Origin of the sequence: Micromonospora aurantiaca ATCC 27029 (assembly GCF_000145235.1) — a bacterium.
GTDB lineage: Bacteria > Actinomycetota > Actinomycetes > Mycobacteriales > Micromonosporaceae > Micromonospora > Micromonospora aurantiaca.
Map to the genome: position 1 here is coordinate 4,217,183 of NC_014391.1, position 18,024 is coordinate 4,235,206.

Below are 18,024 nucleotides of genomic sequence, written 5' to 3' on the forward strand. Positions count from 1 at the left end.
AAGCGCTTGACACACTTCCAGCGCACCGCCTAGACATCTCGACATACGCAACGGTATGGCGTGCGGCGCAACGACCGGCCCGCGCCGGAGAACCGGGAGGCACCACGTGTCCGTGATCTGGGAGCCACGCCTGGACGACGAGGGCCGCCACTGGCGCGACCTCGCCCGGGACGTGGCGGCGCGCCACTTCGCGCCGCTGGCCGAGGAACTCGACAGGGAGCAGCGCTACCCGTGGGAGAGCGTGCGGGTGCTCGTCGAGGAAGGGCTGGCCGGGCTGCTCGTGGAACGCGAGCACGGCGGGCGGGGCGCGTCGTTCGTGACCGCCTGCGCGGTCATCGAGGAGGTCTCCCGCGCCTGCCCGTCGACCGGCGCGATCCTCACCGCGTACGCGCTCGGCGCCACCCCGCTGGTGCTGGCCGGCACCCCCGAGCAGCGCGAGCGCTACCTGGGTGGCCTGGCCCGGGGCGAGGCGATCAGCTTCGCGCTGACCGAGGAGGGCGCCGGCAGCGACGCCGCCCGGATCCGCACCACAGCCGAGCGCGAGGGCGCGGGCTGGCGGCTGCGCGGCGAGAAGATCTACATCGGAAACGGCGGCGCGTCGCGCTACTACGTGGTCTTCGCGCTCACCGACCCGCAGGCCGGCACCCGCGGCATCACCGCGTTCCTGGTGGACAAGGACGCCGACGGCGTGGTCATCGACCGGTACGAGGACAAGATGGGCATCCGCGGGACGCTCACCAGCAACCTCAAGCTGGACACCTGGGTGCCCGACGGCGACGTGCTCGGCGACCTCAACCGGGGCATGCGGCTGGCCATGCAGACGCTGTCCGCCGGGCGGATCAGCGTCGCCGCCCAGTCGCTCGGCGTCGCCCTGGCCGGCTTCGACGTCGCGTCGCGGGAGGCGGCCCGGCGGGAGACGTTCGGCCGGCCGATCATCGACAACCAGGGCATCTCGTTCCCGCTGGCGGACGTCGCCACCGGCATCACCGCCGCCCGGATGATCACCTTCGAGGCCGCCCGCACCCATCAGGAGGGCGGCGACGTCGGCATCCTCGGCGCGATGGCCAAGCTGTACGCCAGCGAGGTCGCGCACCGGGCGGTCGACACGGCCGTGCAGGTGTTCGGCGGCGACGGCTTCTGCAAGCCCTGCCCCGCCGAGCGGCTCTACCGGGACCAGCGGATCCTGGAGATCTACGAGGGCACCTCGGAGATCCAGCGGCTGGTGCTGGGCCGGGCGATCAAGGCGTCGGTGGCGGCATGAGCGCGTCCTGGCGGCTGAACGTCGACTGGCCCGCGTCCGGCCCGACCCGGGTGTTCGACCTGGCGCAGCAGATGTACACCGGCATCCCGCACCACCCGAACCACCCGCCGTACAGCTTCACGCTGACCAAGCGGCACGGCGAGATCATGTACCCGGACGGCGTCTCCGCCGCCGCCGAGATGATCACCACGGGCGGGCACGTGGGCACCCACGTCGACGGGCTCGCCCACGTCTCCCGGCTCGGCAAGGTGTACGGCGGGGTGGACGTCACCGCGAGCCAGTCGTACGCCGGCGGGGTGCCGGACGTGTCGGTGCACGAGCTGCCGCCGATGCTGGCGCCCGGTCATCTGGTGGACGCGACAGTCGCGCTCGGCCGGCCGCTGACACCCGCCGACGGCGTCGGCGCGGAGCTGTTCGAGCGCTGGTTCGCCGACCGCCCCCGCCCCCGCCCCGGCGCCGTGGTGCTGGTGCGTACCGGCTGGGACGAGAAGTGGACGGACAACGCCGCGTACCTCGGTGTCGCCACCGGCGCACCCGGCGTGGACGTCAGCGGCGCGCGCTGGCTCACCGACCACGGCGTGGTGGCTGCCGGCGCGGACACCATCGCGTTCGAGCACATGCCCAGCCCCGCGCTGGCGGTGCACTGCCACCTGCTCGTCGACCACGGCGTACCGATCATGGAGGCGATGAACCTCGCGCCGCTGGCCGCCGAGGAGGTCTGGGACTTCTTCTTCATCGCCGCCCCGCTGTCCATCCGCGGCGGCACCGGGTCACCGATCCGGCCGCTCGCCGTCGTACCCGACACCACCGCACCGGAGACCACCGCATGACCGCCGACGACGAGACCGCCGCGCGCCCGGCCGCCCCCGGCCGGCGGGACATCCTGGAGGCCGCCGCCACCGCGTTCACCCGCAACGGGTACGCGGCCACCACCATCGACGACATCGCCCGCGAGATGGGCGCCACGAAGGGCCGGGTCTACCACTACTACCGGGCCAAGGCGGACGTCTTCCTGGACATCGTCACCACCGGCATGCAGGAGCTGATCGACGGGATCGAGCCGATCGCCGGCAACGGCGGCCTCGACCCGGCCACCCGGCTCTGGCGGATGGCGCACCACCACGCCGGGCTGATGATGACCCGCAACTCGTTCCAGCGGGTGGCGATGCGCGCGGTCGAGATGCGCCGCCTCGGCGAGGCCCCGGCGCAGCAGCAGGCCCTGGAGACCGTGATCGCCATGCGCGACCGGTACGAGCAGATCTTCGCCGACGTCATCGACGAGGGCCGGAAGGCCGGGGTGTTCCGCGAGGTGGACAGCCGGCTGGCCACCAAGCCGCTGCTCGGCGCGCTGAACTGGATCAGCCTCTGGTACGACCCGCAGCGCGGCGACTACAACACCCGCCAGCGGCTCGCCGACGAGTACGCCGACTTCATCGTCGGCGGGCTGCGCCGGAGCCCGCGATGACCGGGCCGTTCTCCGAGCGCCACTGGCACGAGGCCGAGACGTGGCCGCGCGAGCGGCTGGCCGCGTACCAGCTCACCCGCCTGAAGGCGCAACTGTCCTACGTGTACGCCGCCAGCGACTTCTACCGCACCCGGTGGGACGCGCTCGGCTTCCACCCGGGCGACGTCCGGGAACTGGCCGACCTGCGCCGCCTGCCGCTGGTCGGCAAGGCCGACTACGTGGCCGACCTGGCCGCCCACCCGCCGTGGGGCAGCGCCGTCGCGGCGCCGGTGGCCGACCGCCGCCGGGTGCACTTCTCCTCCGGCACCACCTCGAACCCGACTCCGGTGCTGTGGACCGCGCACGACCTGGACCGCTGGGCCGACCTGTACGCGCGGGCCGCGTACAGCCAGGGCGTGCGGGACACCGACGTGTACCAGTGCCTGTTCAGCTACGCCTGGTTCGTCGGCGGGCTCGGCGCGACAGCCGGCTACCAGCGCATCGGCGTGACGCTGCTGCCCGCCGGGTCCGGCGACACCCAGCGACAGATCGACACGATCTTCCGGTACGGCACCACAGCCGTCGGCGGCACGCCGTCGTTCATGCTGCACCTGGCCGAGACCGCGGAACGCGCCGGCACACCGCTGCGCGACTCACCGGTGCGGCGGATCCAGGTCGGCGGCGAACCCGGCGCCGGGGTGCCGGCCACCCGCGCGCACATCGAGCAACGCTGGGGCGCCAAGTGCTTCGACGGGTACGGCAGCCTGGAGTTCCAGCCGATCGCCTGGGAGTGCGAGGAACAGGCCGGCGGCCACCTGGCCGAGGACTTCGCGTACGCCGAGGTGCTCGACCCGTACACCCACGAGCCGGTGCCCGACGGCGCACCCGGCCTGCTGGTGCTCACCCACCTGGACAAGCGGGCGAGCCCGCTGGTGCGGTGGGCCACCGGCGACGTGGTGGTCCGCGACAGCACCGCCTGCCCGTGCGGGCGCACGCTCGCCCGGCTCCCGGGCGGCGTCGTCGGCCGGGCCGACGACATGCTCGTGGTACGCGGGGTGAACCTGTTCCCGTCCGCGGTCGAGCAGGTGGTCCGCGCCACCCCCGGCGCCTGCGGCGAATACCTCATCGTCCTCGACGACGACGTCACCGACCCGGCGACCGGCTACCTCACCGGCATCAAGCTGCGCGTCGAGGCGACCGGCGACGGCCAGCGGGTGGCCCGCGAGCTGGCGCACGCCGTGCGCGCCGAGCTGACGGTGCGCGCGGTGGTGGAGACCGTCCCCGAGGGCACGCTGCCGCGCAGCACCCACAAGAGCAAGCGCGTCGTACGCGCCGACCGGAAGGTTCCGTGATGGACAGGCAAGCGTTCCTGGTCGGCGCCGTGCGTACCCCGCACGGCCGGTACGGCGGCGCGCTGCGCGACGTGCGGGTGGTGCGCCTGGGCGGGCTGGCCGGTGCCGCCGCGCTGGAGCGGGCCGGGGTGCCCGTCGAGGCGGTGGACGAGACGGTGGTGGCCAACTGCCGCCAGGCGGGCAACGGCCCGAACCCGGGACGGCAGATCTCGCTCGCGGCGGGCGTGCCGGTGCCGACGCCCGCGCAGACCATCAACATGGCCTGCGCCTCCGGCCTCAAGGCGGTTCAGCTCGCGCACCGGTCGGTGCGGTCCGGCGAGGCCGACGTGGCACTGGCGGTGGCCGCGGAGAGCATGAGCACGATGCCGTACCTGGCGCCGTACACGCTGCGCTGGGACGGCGTGCGCCGCGGCGACGTCCTGCTCCAGGACGGCTGGCGCGACGGCGGCACCGACCCGATCTGCGGCCTGAGCATGGGCGAGACCGCGGAGAAGGTGGCCCGCGAGTTCGGCGTGTCCCGCGCCGACCAGGACGCCTGGTCGGCGCGCAGCCACCAGCGGCTGGCCCGGGCCTGGGAGTCCGGCGCGATGGCGCAGGAGGTCCTGCCGCTGGACGAGCTGGACCGCGACGAGACGGTACGCCCCGACACCACACCGGAACGGCTCGCCCGGCTGCGCCCGTCGTTCACCGACGGCGGCACGGTCACCGCGGGCAACGCCAGCCAGATGGCCGACGGCGCCGCCGCGGTCGTGGTGGCCGGCGGCGAGGCGGTACGGCGGTACGGGCTGACCCCGCTGGGCCGGATCGTCGGGTTCGCGGCCGTCGGCGTGGACCCGACGATGATGGGCGTCGGACCGGCCGAGGCCATTCCGCTGGCCCTGCGCCGGGCCGGGCTGACCGCCGCCGACGTGGACCTGTTCGAGATCAACGAGGCGTTCGGCGCGCAGATCGTGCAGAACGTGCGCGCGCTGGGCCTGGACGAGGAGCGGGTGAACGTCAACGGCGGCGGGATCGCCCTCGGCCACCCGACCGGACAGAGCGGCGCCCGGCTGATCGTCTCGCTGCTGCACGAACTGGCCCGCCGCGACGGCCGGTACGGCGTGGCGAGCCTGTGCGTCGGCGGCGGACAGGGCATCGCCGCCGTGATCGAGCGGGTGACCCGGTGATCGCCGTCGTGGTCGGCCTCGGGCCGATGGGCCGGGGCATCGCGCAGGTCCTCGCCGGGGCGGGGCACACCGTCCGGGTCGTCGACGCCACCGCCGAACTGGGCCGCGCCGGCCTGGAGCGGATCCGCGCCGACGGTGCCACCGGCGACCTCGGCGCCGCCGCCGACGTCGAGACCGCGCTCGCCGGCGCGGACGTGCTGATCGAGGCGATCGTGGAGGACATGGCCGCCAAGCGCGACCTGCTCGCCCGGGTCGCCGCCGCGGGCGGGCCGGACCTGCTCGTCGCCTCCAACACCTCGTCGCTGAGCGTCAACGAGATGGGCCGCGCGTTCGGCGCCCCGGAACGCCTGCTCGGGCTGCACTTCTTCAACCCGCCCACCCGGATGCGCCTGGTGGAGGTGATCGTCGGCGCGGCCACCGGCGAGGCGACGGTGCGGCGGGCGCTGGCGCTCGTGGAGTCGCTCGGCAAGACCGCTGTGGTGTGCCGCGACTCGCCGAACTTCATCGTCAACCGGGTCTGCCGCCCGCTGTACTACGAGGCGCAGCTCCTCCTCGCGCAGGGCGTCGAGGCGGCGGTGGTGGACGCGGTCGCCCGCGGCGCGCTCGGGCACCCGATGGGTCCGCTGCAACTGCTCGACTTCACCGGGCTGCACACCCACCTGGCCTCCTCGGAGACCGCGCTGCGCGAGTTCGGCGACCCCCGCTACCGGCCCATCCCCCAGGTGCGTGGCCTGGTCCGGGCCGGCCTGACCGGCAAGGCCGCCGGCCGCGGCTTCTACGACTACGCCACCGAGGCGCCGCGCGACGCCAACGCCCGGGTGGTCCGGCGGCCCGGGCCGCCGAACGGTCCGGCGGCCCGCGTGGTGAGCCTCGGCGCGCCGACCCCGCAGCGGGTGGCGGAGCTGGCACGGCTGGCGGCCCGGCAGAACGTGGTGCTGGACAGCTCCGACGCCGGCTGGGCCGAGGTGCTGCCCGCCGACGTCGGCTGGATCCGGCTGCACCGGCGCGCCGACGACGCCGTGTTCGCCGAGGTGGTCGAGGACCCGGTCGCGGGCGTCGCCGTCCCCGGCTTCGTCGACCGGCTGCTGGATCACCTCGGCGCGTCGTCGGTGCGGGTGCCGGCGCTGCCCGGCCTGGTCGGCGACCGGCTCGCCCACTGCCTGGTGAACGAGGCGGCCACTGTGGTCGAGGAGGGCACCGCCACCGCCGACGACGTGGACGTGGCGTTGCGCCTGGCGATGAACCATCCGCGCGGCCCGTTCGAGACGCTGCGGGCCGCCGGGGCGGGGACCGTGTACGAGGCCCTGCGGTCGATGGCCGACGCGTTCGGCGACCCCCGCTACCGGCCGGCGCAACTGCTGCGGCGGCAGGCGATCGGTGAGGCGAGGGCCGCCCGGTGACGCGGGGGGACGACACCGGCGTGGCCGTGCTGCGCGCGGGTGTGCTCACCGGGCGGCGCGCGGTGGTCACCGGCGCCGGCAGCGGCATCGGCCGGGCGGTCGCGATACGCCTGGCCGAGCTGGGCGCCCACGTCACCGGGCTGGGCCGGCACGCCGACACGCTCGCCGCCACCGGCGAGGCGATCACCGGCGAGGCGGCCACCGGGGGCGGCCGCTACACGTACGCGGTCTGCGACGTCCGCGACCACGACCGCGCCGCCGCCACCCTCGCCGAGGCAGGCGACGCCCACGGCATCGACCTGCTGGTGAACAACGCCGGCGGGCAGTTCTTCGCCCCGGCCACGCGGATCTCGGCGGGCGGCTGGGCCGCAGTCGTCGACCTGAACCTCACCAGCGTCTTCCACCTCACCACCGCCGCGTACCCGTACCTGCGGCGCACCCGCGGCGCGGTGGTGAACATGTCGCTGTCAGGGGTGGAACGCGGCGGGCAGGGCATGGCGCACGCCGTCGCGGCCCGCGCCGGCGTGCTCGGGCTGACCCGGACGCTGGCCCTGGAGTGGGCCGCCGACGGTATCCGGCTCAACTGCCTCGGACCGGGCACGGTGCTCACCGCCGCGCTCGACGCCGAGGCCGACCGGCACGTCCGGGACAACCTGGTGGACCGGGCCACGCCGCTGCGCCGCCCGACCCGCGCCGAGGAGGTCGCCGAGCTGGTGGCGTTCCTGGCCGGCCCGGCCGCCGCCATGATGACCGGCCAGCTCATCCAGCTCGACGGCGGCGCACACCTGGGACCGGGGCTGCACATGCTGGCGGAGGCGTACCGGTGAGCCGCGCCCTCGCCGACGTCGTGGCCGAGCACGTACGCCCCGGCCGGCGGGTCTACCTGGGCAACTTCGGCGCGCAACTGTTCGCCGTGGGCCACGAGATGATCCGGCAGCGGATCCGGGACGTGGACGTGGTGATCGCCTCCGGCGGGCTGCTGATGGACCAGTTGCTCGGCGCCGGGGTGCTGCGCTCGGCCACGTACGGCCACTGCTGGAGCCCGGTCGGCCCGGCGCCCGCCTGGAACTTCCGGCGCGCCGCTCAGGACGGCGACACCCGGGTCGCGCTGCACGAGCTGAGCCTCGGGCTGCTCACCGCAGCGCTCACCGCGGGCGCCTGGCGGGTGCCGTTCATGCCGGTGCCGGACCTGCCCGGCACCGGCTACCTGGACGAGGACTGGAGCCGGGGGCGGCTGTCCCGGGTCGACTCGGCGTTCGGGCCGGCCCGGGTGGTCCGCGCCGAGCGGCCCGACGTGGCGTTCGTCCACGTGGACCTGGCCGACGCCGACGGCAACGGGGTGATCCGCGGCCCGCTCGGTGAGGTGCTCGTGGCCGCCCAGGCGGCCCGGCGCACCGTGCTCGTCGCCGAGCAGGTCTCCGACGCCGAGACGGTACGCGCCGCCGGGATCAGCATCCCCGGGCTGCTCGTCGACGCGGTGGTCGAGTCCCCCGGCGCGGTGCACCCCGACGGCGCGGTCGGCCGGTACCCGCGTGACGTCGAGGCGTACCAGCGGTATGCCCGCCGCTCGGCCACCGCCGACGGCTTCCGGCGGTGGCTGGCCGAGGAGGTGCTGTGACCACAGCGGACTTCCTGGTCCGGGCGGCGCGGGAGTTCCGGCGCGGCGGCTGGGTGTTCACCGGCTTCCACTGGCCGGTGCTCGCCGGCCAGTGCGCGTACGCGCTGCCCGGCGAACCGTTCAGCCAGGTCTTCGAGGCCGGCGCCAGCGCGCACCGGCCCGGCGCCGACGTGCCGACCAGCACCACCGACTACCCGGCGTACGCCGGCGGGTTCGGCTGGCTGGGCGGCACCGCCGACGTGCTCCTGGCGATGGGCCACCGGTTCGACCGGGTGGTGCTCGACGCCGGCAACGTCGACCTGCGCGGCCGGATCAACTCGTCGTACCTGGGCCCCCGGGAGCGGCCCACGGTGCGGCTGCCCGGCGGCGGGGGCGCCGCCGACATCGCGGCGGCGGCACGGGAACTGGTGCTGCTGCACGGCGCACGGGATCCACGCCGGATCGTGCGCGCGGTCGAGCACGTGACCGCCGCGCCCGCCCCGGACGCGCTGGTGCGGCTGCACACCCGGTGGGGCGTGGTGCGGCTCAGCGCGGATCCGCGGCTGGAGGAGGTCACCGCGGACGGCGAGGTGCTGCGTGCCCACCTGACCGCGCTCGGCGTACCCGTCGACGGCGCGGCGCCCCGGCCGCCGGTCACCACGGCCGAACGCGCCGCGGCCGTGGGCGTGCTGCGGCGGGCCGCCGTACGGGGCTACTCAGTGGCGAAGGGAACGGACAGAGGATGACTGACGACGATCTCGATGAGCTGCGCCGGCAGGTACGGAAGCTGGTCGGTGAGTGGCGCGACGGCGACCGGTTCCGGCCGGTGTGCGACGCGTGGCTGCGCTCGTACGACACGGAGTTCAGCCGCGCGCTGGCGGACCGGGGCTGGATCGGCCTGACCTGGCCGCGCGAGTACGGCGGGCAGGCCCGCTCGAACCGGGCCCGGCTGGTGGTCACCGAGGAACTGTTGCGCGCCGGGGCGCCGGTGGCCGCGCACTGGATCGCTGACCGGCAGATCGGCCCGGCCGTCCTGCGGTACGGCTCCCCCGCGCTGCGCGAGCGGTACCTGCCGGCGATCGCCGCCGGGGAGGTGACGTTCTGCCTCGGCATGAGCGAGACCGAGTCCGGCAGCGACCTCGCCTCGGTGCGCACCACCGCCCGCCCGGACGGCGACGGCTGGCGGCTCACCGGCGGCAAGATCTGGACCAGTCACGCCCACCGGTCCACGCACGCGTACGTGCTGTGCCGCACCGGCACCGGCGGCGACCGGCACGAGGGCCTGACCGAGCTGATCGTGGACATGTCCGCGCCCGGCGTGACCGTCCGGCCGATCGTCGACCTGCGCGGCGAGCACCACTTCAACGAGGTCGTCTTCGACGACGTGCGGGTGTCCGGCGACCACGTTCTGGGCACCGCCGGCAACGGCTGGACGCAGGTCACCGAGCAGTTGTCCTTCGAGCGCGGCGGGATGGAGCGGGTGCTCAGCACGTACCCGCTGCTGGCCGCCACCGTCGACGCGTGCGCCGCGCGGCGGGACGCGGACGCCGCGCTGGGCGAGGCGCTGGCCCGGCTGGCCGGGCTGCGCGGCCTGGCCTGGCGCATCGCCGGTGAGCTGGACGCCGGGCAGGCCCCGGTGCACGCCGCGGCGGTGCTGAAGGACCTGGGCACCGAGTTCGAGGCCGACGTCAACGAGATCGCGCGTACCGTGCTCGACGTCGAGCCTGACCCCGACGGCGACGGACCGGCCGGGCTGCTCGCCCAGGGGCTACTGGCCGCGCCAGGTTTCTCGATCCGCGGCGGCACCACCGAGGTGCTGCGCACCATCATCGCCAAGGGCGCCGCCCACGCGCCCCGGCGCGGCGGCGACGAGCTGCGGGAGCTGACCGACGACGTGCTCGGCGGTCACGGCGGCGACCCGGACGGCCTGCCCACGCTCTGGTCCACAGTGCACGGGCTGGGCTGGACCGGGGTGTCGGTGCCGGAGGACGCGGGCGGCTCGGGCGGCACGCTCGCCGACCTGGCCGCGCTCGTGCGCGGGCTGGGTCGCCACGGTGTCTCCCTGCCGCTGGCCGGGACCGTGCTGGCCGCCCGGCAGCTCGCCGCCGCCGGTCGCGGCCTGCCCGAGGGCGTCGCCACCGTGGTCGCCGGCGACGGGCTCGCGGTGGCCGGCGGGCGGCTGCGCGGCACGGCTGCCCGCGTGCCGTGGGCCGCCGCCGCGCGGACACTGCTGGTGTACGCGGGCGACGAGGCGTTCGTGGTGCCCGCCGACCACCCCGGCGTGCGGGTCACGCCCGGCCGCAACCTGGCCGCCGAGCCGCGCGACGACGTCGTGTTCGACGTGCCGGTCACCGGCGACATGCGGCTCACCGGCGTCGCGCCCGCCGGGGCGGTACGCGCCGAGGCGGCGTTGCTGACCGCCGCCGCGCTCACCGGCGCGCTGGAGACGGCTGTGGAGCACACCCGGCAGCACGTGACGACGCGGGAGCAGTTCGGCCGGCCGCTGCTGGCGTTCCAGGCGGTCGGGCAGACCCTGGCCCGGATGACCGCGCACACGCTGCTCGCCGGCACCGCGCTCGACGCCGCGCTGGCCGGGCCGGACCCGCTGCGGGTCGCCGCCGCGCGGGTGCTCACCGGCCGGGCCGCGACGATCGTGGCGCGCGGCGCGCACCAGCTGCACGGGGCGATGGGCGTCACCCGTGAGCACCCGCTGCACCTGTCCACCCGCAGGCTCTGGTCCTGGCGGGACGAGAACGGCACCCAGCAGTTCTGGGCCGCCACGCTCGGCGCGGCGCTGGTGCCGCGCGGCAGCGCGGGCGTCTGGTCCTGGCTGACCGATCAGGAGGCTGAGTCATGAGCAAAGTGGAACTGCACAACGCGGACGGGCGCTGGACGCTCACGCTGAACGACCCGGACCGGCGCAACGCCATCGACGCGGAGATGCGCGACGCGCTCGGCGACGCGATCGCCGAGGTGGCCGCCGACCGGCACGCCCGCACGCTCGTGGTCACCGGCGCGGGCACGGCGTTCTGCGCCGGCGCCGACCTGCCCGCCATGTTCGGCGAACCAGGCCGCGGCGTCGCGGAGATCCGCGCCGACCTGCACCGCGTCTACGACAGCTTCCTGCGGGTACGGGCGCTGCCGATCCCGACGATCGCCGCGGTGCAGGGACCGGCGGTGGGCGCCGGGCTGAACCTGGCGCTCGCGTGCGACACCCGGATCGTCGGGCCGAAGGCGAAGCTGATCGCCTCGTTCACGAAGCTCGGCCTGCACCCCGGCGGGGGCTGCACCTGGTTCCTCACCCGGGCGCTCGGCCCGGAACGCGCCCTGCAACTGCTGCTCGACGGCGGGAGCGTGGACGGCCCCGAGGCGGTACGCGTCGGGCTCGCCGCGACGCTCGCCGACGACCCGCTGGCGGCCGCGCACGAGCGCGCCGAACGGTGGGCGGCGCTGGACCCGGCGCTGGCCCGGGACATCAAGACGTCGGTGCGCACCGCGGAGACGGCCGGTTTCGCCGCCGCGCTGGAGTTCGAGTCGTGGGCCCAGGCGTCCTCGGCGACCGGGCCGGCGATCCAGGAGGCGGTGGCCGCGTTCCGCAGGTGACCCGTCCGCCGCGGGACCGGGCGGGGCGCCGCTGTGCGCCCCGCCCGGCGGCATCACGCCGCCGCTCCGGTCAGACCACGGCGGGCTGTGCCTCGGTGGCCATGACGAGCGCGCCGAGCAGCGCGGCGTCCTGCGCGAAGTCCGACAGCACGATCTCCGGCGGGTACGGCAGCGTGTGGGTGAGCCGCTCGGTCAGCAGCTCCCGCACCAGGTCGTTGCCGGCGACGCTGCCGACCAGCACGATCCGCTGCGGGTCGAGCAGCAGGCAGCACGTGACCAGCTGGCGGGCCAGTTCGTCGACGCGCAGGCGGAGCTGCTCCCGTACCGGGCCGGGCTGCTCCGCCGCCGCGCACAGGCCGGCGGCCCGGCCGTCCACGCCGAGGCGCTGCGCCAGCTCGTCCAGGGCCCGGCCGGAGAACGTCGCCTCCAGCATCGGTTCCAGGCGGGGCGGCCAGCTGAGGTCGGTCAGTCCGTAGGCGATCTCGCCGGCCGCGCCGTGGCGGCCCGGCAGCACCTCGCCGTTGACCGTCACCGCGGCGGCCACCCCGGTCCCGAGCCCGACGACGAGCCCCGGATCGGCGTCGCGCAGGGCCCCGAGCCGCAGCTCGGCGTAGGCGGCCGCCTTCAGGTCGTTCGTCACCCGCACGTGCGCCAGGTTGAGGTGGGCGCGGACCGCCTCGCCCAGCCGCAACTGCTCCCAGCCGGGCACGTTCGGCGCCAGTTCGATGCCGTCGTCGTGGACGACGCCGGGCGAGGCGATGCCGGCCGCGACGATCGTGCCGCCGGTCTGCTCGGCGAGTTCGCACGCCCGGTCCAGCGCCCGGGTGAGGGCCTGCTGCGCGCCCCGCTCGGCGATCGTGGGCAGGCGCTCGGAGACGAGCAGCCGGCCGTCGGTGTCGCCCACGCCGATCGCCATCTTGGTGCCGCCGAAGTCGATGCCGAGCAGGCGCGGATTTGCCGGTCGTTCCATGGTGATGTCAGATCGCCCTTCGGGCCGTCGGTCCAGATCACGTGGTCGCCGCGACACGACGTCCGCGACCACGGCCAGCTGCGGCTGCCGCCCCGTCACAGGCCTACCCTCGCCGCGACCGCCTCGGCGAGAGCCGCGTCGGCACGGGTCAGCCGCTCGCGCAACGCCTGCGCCCGCTCCTGCACCGCGTCGAGCATTGTAGACAGTCGTCCGACCTGGTCCCGGACGGCCGCCTCGCCGGGACCGTCGGCCTGGGCGCGGCGCAGCACGAGTTCCGGGCGGACCGCGGCGGCCAGCAGGTCCCGTACCGCGGCGTCGTCGAGCGCCAGACCGAGGTCGGCGGCGGTGGACCGGACCAGATCCTCGGTCCAGGTCGCCGGGGCGCCGCCGCGGACCAGCCGGCCGAGCAGCGAGTGGGCGCCGCGGAACGGCACGCCGTGGCGGGCCAGCGCGTCGGCTGCCGCGGTGGTGGTGGCGCCGGAGGCGACGATCTCCTCGCCGGACGGCGGGCGCTGCGGGTCCAGCTTGTCGATCAGGCCACCGAGCAGCGAGAAGAACCGGTACGCCCGGTCGTCGCCGTCCCAGAGCCGGGACTGCACGTCGGTGGTGGCGTTGTTCGAGTCCTCCCACCAGGCGGCGCCGACGTTGTTGAGCACGCTCGCCGCGTCGGCAGCGGCGGCGCCGGCCATCGAGACGAGGTGTTCCAGCACCACCGGGTTGCGCTTCTGCGGCATGATGCTGCTGCCCTGGGTGAACTCGCCGGGCGTGACCACCCAGCCCCAGCTCAGCCAGTCCATCAGGGTGCGGGCCAGCCGGGCGCCGGTGGCGAGCGCCTGCGCGTTGAGCGTGGCGACCCGGACCAGGTGGTCGGCGCCGGCCACCGCCTCGTACGAGTTGACGATGAGCTGGTCGAAGCCGAGCAGGTCGGCCAGCCGGCGGGGCGAGATGTCCAGGTCGGTGCCGGCGAAGGCGCAGGAGCCCAGCGGCGAGCGGTTCATCTCGTCCAGCAGGCCGGCGTACGCGGCGGCCTCGCCGGCGAGCGCCTCGGCGTAGCCGGCGAAGACGTGCCCGATGCTGGTCGGCTGGGCCGGGCGGCGGTGCGTGTAGCCGGTGATCACCACGTCGGCGTGCCGGTCCGCGCGGTCCAGCACGGTACGGCCGGTCGCCAGCAGCGCGTCGAGCACCTGGAGCAGCTGGTCGCGCAGCACCATCCGGAAGACGCCGGCGTCGAGGTCGTTGCGGCTGCGCGCGAGCTGCACGCTCAGCTGCGACACCTCGATGCCGGCCGCGGCGGCGAGGCGCTTCTCCAGCGTGTAGTAGACGTCCTCGACGCTGCCGTCGTACTCCAGTTCCTCCGGCCGGTCCGCGGCGAGGGCGACCAGGCCGCGCAGCATCGTCGCGGCGGCGTCGTCGGAGATCAGCCCCTGCTCGGCGAGCATGACGACGTGGGCCTTGCTGGCCGTGACCATCGCCGGGTAGAGGTGGGCGACGTGGTGGTCGAACACGACGCGGAGGTGGTGCTGTTGGTAGACGGTCAGTGACGGGCTCATGGAGGCCTCCCGAGGTGGTGCGTGGTCCTGGGGCGTAACTGTCATCCGGCCGGCTGGTCCGGCCGGTCGGCGCCGGGCGGTCCCGGCAGCGGCGCGGCGAGCCACGCCCCGACCAGCTCGCGCAGGCGGGTGCCGGCGGTGGCGCGGATCCGGCCGCCGGCCTCCTCGCCTGCCAGCGAGACGTGGCCCGACCAGCCCTGCCAGGGGTCGGGGCGCGACTCCACCAGCACGTACGGGTACGGGGTGGGCAGCTTCGGCTTGGGCGGCAGGTCCGGTGCCGCGTCCAGGCGTACCGCGGCCGGGTCGAAGCCGAGCACGGCGGAACTCTCGTACGCGCCGCCGTGCCCCCGGGCGGGCAGGTCGCCGAACATCTCGGCCGTCTCGTCCGGGCCGACCAGCTGGAACCAGTTCACCAGCATCATGCTGGCCCGGTGCCGGCCGGACACCCACTCCATCGCCGCGCGGACGGTGGACATGTTGGCGTCGTGCCCGTTGACCACGAGCACCCGGGTGAAGCCCGCCTCGACGATGCCGGCGAGCACGTCGGCGAGGTAGCCGACGGCGATCTCCGGCCGCAGCGCCACAGTGCCCGGCCACGGCCGGGTCTGGCCCGGGCAGGCGGCGTACGGCGTGGCCGGGAACAGCACCGCCCGGGCGGACCCGGTGGCCAGTTCCCCGGCGAAGCCCTCGGCCAGGATCAGGTCGGTACCGATCGGCAGGTGCGGACCGTGCCACTCGACCGCGCCGACCGGCAGCACCGCCAGGTCGGCCGCCTCGGTCACGGCGGCGAACGCGTGCCCGGGTACCCGGGTGACCGGAAGCAGCCCTCCCCCGGTCCGCCACCGCTCGATCAGTTCGTCCACTGCTCGGCCCTCCGGGTCGCGGTGCGGCTGCTCTCCAGCCGTCCGGAGAACCACATCACCACGAAGATGAGCAGCACCTGGAGCATGCCGTAGGCGGCCGCGGTGCCCAGCTCGAAGCTGTACATGCGGTTGTTGATGGCGACCGAGATCGGGACCGTCGACGAGGTGTAGATGAGCACCGAGGCGACGAACTCGCCGACGCCGTGCACGAACGCCAGCAGCGCGCCGGCCAGCACACCGGGCAGCATCAGCCGCACGGTGATCGTGTAGAACGCGCGCAGCCAGGAGGCGCCCAGGTTACGCGCGGCGTCCTCCAGCGACGGGTCGATCAGGGCCAGCGTCGCGGAGCTGGACCGGAACACGATCGGCAGGAACCGCACGAAGTAGGCCAGCGGCAGGATCCAGAACGTGCCGACCAGCACCTGCCCGAAGCTGAACGCGTTGCCGGTGCTGAACGCCGAGATCAGGTTGATCGCCACGACCGTGCCGGGCAGTGCCCAGGCGATCATCACGGCCACGTCGAGCAGGCCGCGCCCGACGAACTTCAGCCGCCGCACCGCGTACGCGATCAGCACGCCGATCACCACGCAGCCCACGACCGCGATGAGGCTCATCTGCACCGAGTTGAGGATCGGCTGGAACGCCTTGGGGTCGGTGAAGATGGTGACGAAGTTCTCGAACGTGTACGTCGGCGGCAGCACCTCGGTGGTCCAGGACCGGTCCTCGGAGAACGCGACGAGCGCGATCGCGCCGACCGGGGCGAGCAGGACCAGCGTGGCCAGCACCGAGGCGAGCGGCGCGAGCCAGCGGCCGATCGGGTTGGTGATCTCCCGCCGGACCGCCGAGACGCCCTTGGACTGCGACTGGTAGTTGCGCCGCCCCTCGTACCAGCGCATGCCGAGCAGGAAGATGATCGAGACGATGCCGAGCACTGAGGCGTACGCCGAGGCCATCGGCAGGTCGCCGTTGGTGCGGTTGATGTAGATCTGCATCGTCATGGTCTGACTGACGTTGAACAGCAGTGGCGCGGTGTAGGACGCCAGCGACGTCATGAAGACCAGCAGCGACGCCGAGATCAGCGCCGGGGTGAGCATCGGCAGCAGGACGGTGCGCCACACGCGTACCCGGCCCGCGCCGAGGTTGTACGCCGCCTCCTCGACCGACGGGTCCATCCCGGCCAGCGCCGCGGAGGCGGCCAGGAAGAAGAACGGGTACATGGTGAACGTGTGCACCACCAGCACACCGGCGATCCCGTCGAAGGCCAGGACCGGCTTCTCGGTGCCGAGCAGCGCCTGAAGGCCGCGCGGCACGATGCCGATGTTGCTGTAGAGCAGCTGGAAGGACACGGCGCCGATCAGCGGCGGCAGGGCCGCCGGCACCAGGATGAACGCCTCGATGAGCCGCCGGCCGCGGAAGTGGAACCGCTTGAGCAGGAACGCCATCGCCACGCCGACGACGCCGCAGAGCAGCACGCTCGCGGCCGAGATGAACAGCGAGGTGAACAGCGACTCGCGGGCCACTCCGGAGGAGGAGAGGAACTGGAGGTAGTTGTCGGTGCCGTTGGCGCTGACGCTCTCCCGGAAGGTGGCGAACATCGGCTGGACGACGAAGCCCCACAGCACCAGGACCAGCGGCAGCACCAGCAGATAGGGGAACCATCGGGAGTTCGCCCCGCCGGCCAGGCGCCGGCCGAGGGCCGCCGCCCAGCCGGGGGCGGTCGGGGTCGCAGCGGTCACGGCTTGACCACCCAGAGCCGCTCGGGTGCGAGCCGCAGGCCCACGACGTCGCCGAGCTGGATGCCGGCGGGCGCGTCGACCAGGGCGGCCATCACCTCGTCACCGTCGACGTCGACTGTGACGTGGGTGGCCATGCCGGTGAACTCGACGTGGCTGACCCGGCCGCGCATGGCCGCGGTGTCGTCGTCGCCGCCGAGCGCGATGTGCTCGGGGCGGGCGGAGACCAGTGCGGTGTCGCCCGCGGCGAGCCCGTGTCCGGCGGGAGCGCCTACCTCGATCGTGGCGCCGCCGGGCAGGCGTACCTGGACGCGCTGCTCCGCCGCGCCGGTCACCGGCAGGCTCAGCACGTTGCTGCGTCCGATGAACCGGGCCACGAACGCGTTCGCGGGCTGGTAGTAGACCTCGTGCGGGGTGCCGACCTGCTGGACCCGGCCGGACTCCATGACGGCGATCCGGTCCGACATCGCCATCGCCTCGGCCTGGTCGTGCGTGACGTAGATCGAGGTGGTGCCGCTCTCCCGCTGGATGCGCCGGATCTCGGCACGGGTCTCCTCGCGCAGCTTCGCGTCGAGGTTCGACAGCGGTTCGTCGAGCAGCATGGTGCGGGGACGGATCACCAGTGCCCGCGCCAGCGCGACGCGCTGCTGCTGGCCGCCGGAGAGCGCGTCGATGCGCCGGTCGCCGTAGCCGGCGAGGTGCACCTGTTCGAGCGCCTCGGTGACCCGGCGGGCCTGCTCGGCGCGGGAGACCCGGCGGACCTTGAGCCCGTAGGCGACGTTCTGCGCCACCGTCATGTGCGGGAACAGCGCGTAGTTCTGGAACACCATGCCGGTGTCCCGCTTGTTCGGCGTCCAGTGGGTGACGTCGTCGTCGCCGAAGTGGATGTGACCGGACGTCGGGAAGTAGAAGCCGGCCACCATGCGCAGCGTCGTCGTCTTGCCGCAGCCGCTCGGCCCGAGCAGCGTGAAGAACTCGCCGGCTCCGATGGTGACGGTGACGTCATCGACCGCCGCGGAGTCGCTCGACTTGGCGAAGCGCTTACTGACCGCCGTCAGTCGGACATCGATCATTTCGTGGCTCCT

16 protein-coding genes are annotated in these 18,024 nt (G+C 74.4%); 11 read left to right on the forward strand and 5 right to left on the reverse strand.

Annotated elements, in window-relative coordinates:
- The first annotated feature begins 106 nt into the window (after window positions 1–106).
- The 11 genes from MICAU_RS18760 to MICAU_RS18810 are packed head-to-tail and all read left to right on the forward strand — an operon-like array spanning window position 107 to window position 11,823.
- On the forward strand, window positions 107–1,261 hold the full coding sequence (locus MICAU_RS18760) for an acyl-CoA dehydrogenase family protein (protein WP_013286920.1): 1,155 nt from the start codon (window positions 107–109) through the stop codon (window positions 1,259–1,261).
- Window positions 1,258–2,091, forward strand: coding sequence for a cyclase family protein (locus MICAU_RS18765; protein ID WP_013286921.1), 834 nt, complete (start codon window positions 1,258–1,260; stop codon window positions 2,089–2,091). Before MICAU_RS18760 ends, MICAU_RS18765 begins: the two co-directional genes overlap by 4 nt.
- The gene (locus MICAU_RS18770) at window positions 2,088–2,726 is read left to right on the forward strand and encodes a TetR/AcrR family transcriptional regulator (RefSeq protein WP_013286922.1); all 639 of its coding nucleotides are present in this window, start codon (window positions 2,088–2,090) and stop codon (window positions 2,724–2,726) included. The genes MICAU_RS18765 and MICAU_RS18770 overlap by 4 nt, the downstream gene beginning before the upstream one ends.
- Window positions 2,723–4,057: a phenylacetate--CoA ligase family protein gene (locus MICAU_RS18775; protein WP_013286923.1), complete on the forward strand. Its 1,335-nt coding sequence runs from the start codon at window positions 2,723–2,725 to the stop codon at window positions 4,055–4,057. The genes MICAU_RS18770 and MICAU_RS18775 overlap by 4 nt, the downstream gene beginning before the upstream one ends.
- Window positions 4,057–5,223, forward strand: coding sequence for a thiolase family protein (locus tag MICAU_RS18780; protein ID WP_013286924.1), 1,167 nt, complete (start codon window positions 4,057–4,059; stop codon window positions 5,221–5,223). The genes MICAU_RS18775 and MICAU_RS18780 overlap by 1 nt, the downstream gene beginning before the upstream one ends.
- Window positions 5,220–6,623, forward strand: coding sequence for a 3-hydroxyacyl-CoA dehydrogenase NAD-binding domain-containing protein (locus MICAU_RS18785; RefSeq protein WP_013286925.1), 1,404 nt, complete (start codon window positions 5,220–5,222; stop codon window positions 6,621–6,623). The genes MICAU_RS18780 and MICAU_RS18785 overlap by 4 nt, the downstream gene beginning before the upstream one ends.
- The gene (locus MICAU_RS18790) at window positions 6,620–7,450 is read left to right on the forward strand and encodes an SDR family NAD(P)-dependent oxidoreductase (RefSeq protein WP_013286926.1); all 831 of its coding nucleotides are present in this window, start codon (window positions 6,620–6,622) and stop codon (window positions 7,448–7,450) included. Before MICAU_RS18785 ends, MICAU_RS18790 begins: the two co-directional genes overlap by 4 nt.
- Complete coding sequence (locus tag MICAU_RS18795; protein ID WP_013286927.1) at window positions 7,447–8,241, forward strand: CoA transferase subunit A; 795 nt, start codon at window positions 7,447–7,449, stop codon at window positions 8,239–8,241. The genes MICAU_RS18790 and MICAU_RS18795 overlap by 4 nt, the downstream gene beginning before the upstream one ends.
- Entirely contained in the window at window positions 8,238–8,966 is a 729-nt protein-coding gene (locus tag MICAU_RS18800) for a co-chaperone HscB (RefSeq protein ID WP_013286928.1), read from the forward strand. Before MICAU_RS18795 ends, MICAU_RS18800 begins: the two co-directional genes overlap by 4 nt.
- Window positions 8,963–11,077, forward strand: a complete 2,115-nt coding sequence (locus tag MICAU_RS18805; protein WP_013286929.1) for an acyl-CoA dehydrogenase family protein — start codon at window positions 8,963–8,965, stop codon at window positions 11,075–11,077. Before MICAU_RS18800 ends, MICAU_RS18805 begins: the two co-directional genes overlap by 4 nt.
- Entirely contained in the window at window positions 11,074–11,823 is a 750-nt protein-coding gene (locus MICAU_RS18810) for an enoyl-CoA hydratase (protein WP_013286930.1), read from the forward strand. The genes MICAU_RS18805 and MICAU_RS18810 overlap by 4 nt, the downstream gene beginning before the upstream one ends.
- 70 nt (window positions 11,824–11,893) lie before the next feature.
- Here MICAU_RS18810 and MICAU_RS18815 read toward each other — a convergent pair whose 3' ends face one another.
- The 5 genes from MICAU_RS18815 to MICAU_RS18835 form a co-directional block, all read right to left on the reverse strand.
- Window positions 11,894–12,793: an ROK family protein gene (locus tag MICAU_RS18815; RefSeq protein ID WP_013286931.1), complete on the reverse strand. Its 900-nt coding sequence runs from the start codon at window positions 12,791–12,793 to the stop codon at window positions 11,894–11,896.
- Between the two features lie 95 nt (window positions 12,794–12,888).
- Window positions 12,889–14,343, reverse strand: coding sequence for an argininosuccinate lyase (locus MICAU_RS18820; RefSeq protein ID WP_013286932.1), 1,455 nt, complete (start codon window positions 14,341–14,343; stop codon window positions 12,889–12,891).
- Window positions 14,344–14,384: 41 nt separating this feature from the next.
- Entirely contained in the window at window positions 14,385–15,206 is an 822-nt protein-coding gene (locus tag MICAU_RS18825; RefSeq protein WP_013286933.1) for a creatininase family protein, read from the reverse strand.
- Complete coding sequence (locus MICAU_RS18830; RefSeq protein ID WP_013286934.1) at window positions 15,194–16,942, reverse strand: ABC transporter permease; 1,749 nt, start codon at window positions 16,940–16,942, stop codon at window positions 15,194–15,196. Before MICAU_RS18830 ends, MICAU_RS18825 begins: the two co-directional genes overlap by 13 nt.
- On the reverse strand, window positions 16,939–18,012 hold the full coding sequence (locus MICAU_RS18835) for an ABC transporter ATP-binding protein (RefSeq protein WP_013286935.1): 1,074 nt from the start codon (window positions 18,010–18,012) through the stop codon (window positions 16,939–16,941). The genes MICAU_RS18830 and MICAU_RS18835 overlap by 4 nt, the downstream gene beginning before the upstream one ends.
- Window positions 18,013–18,024: the final 12 nt, after the last annotated feature.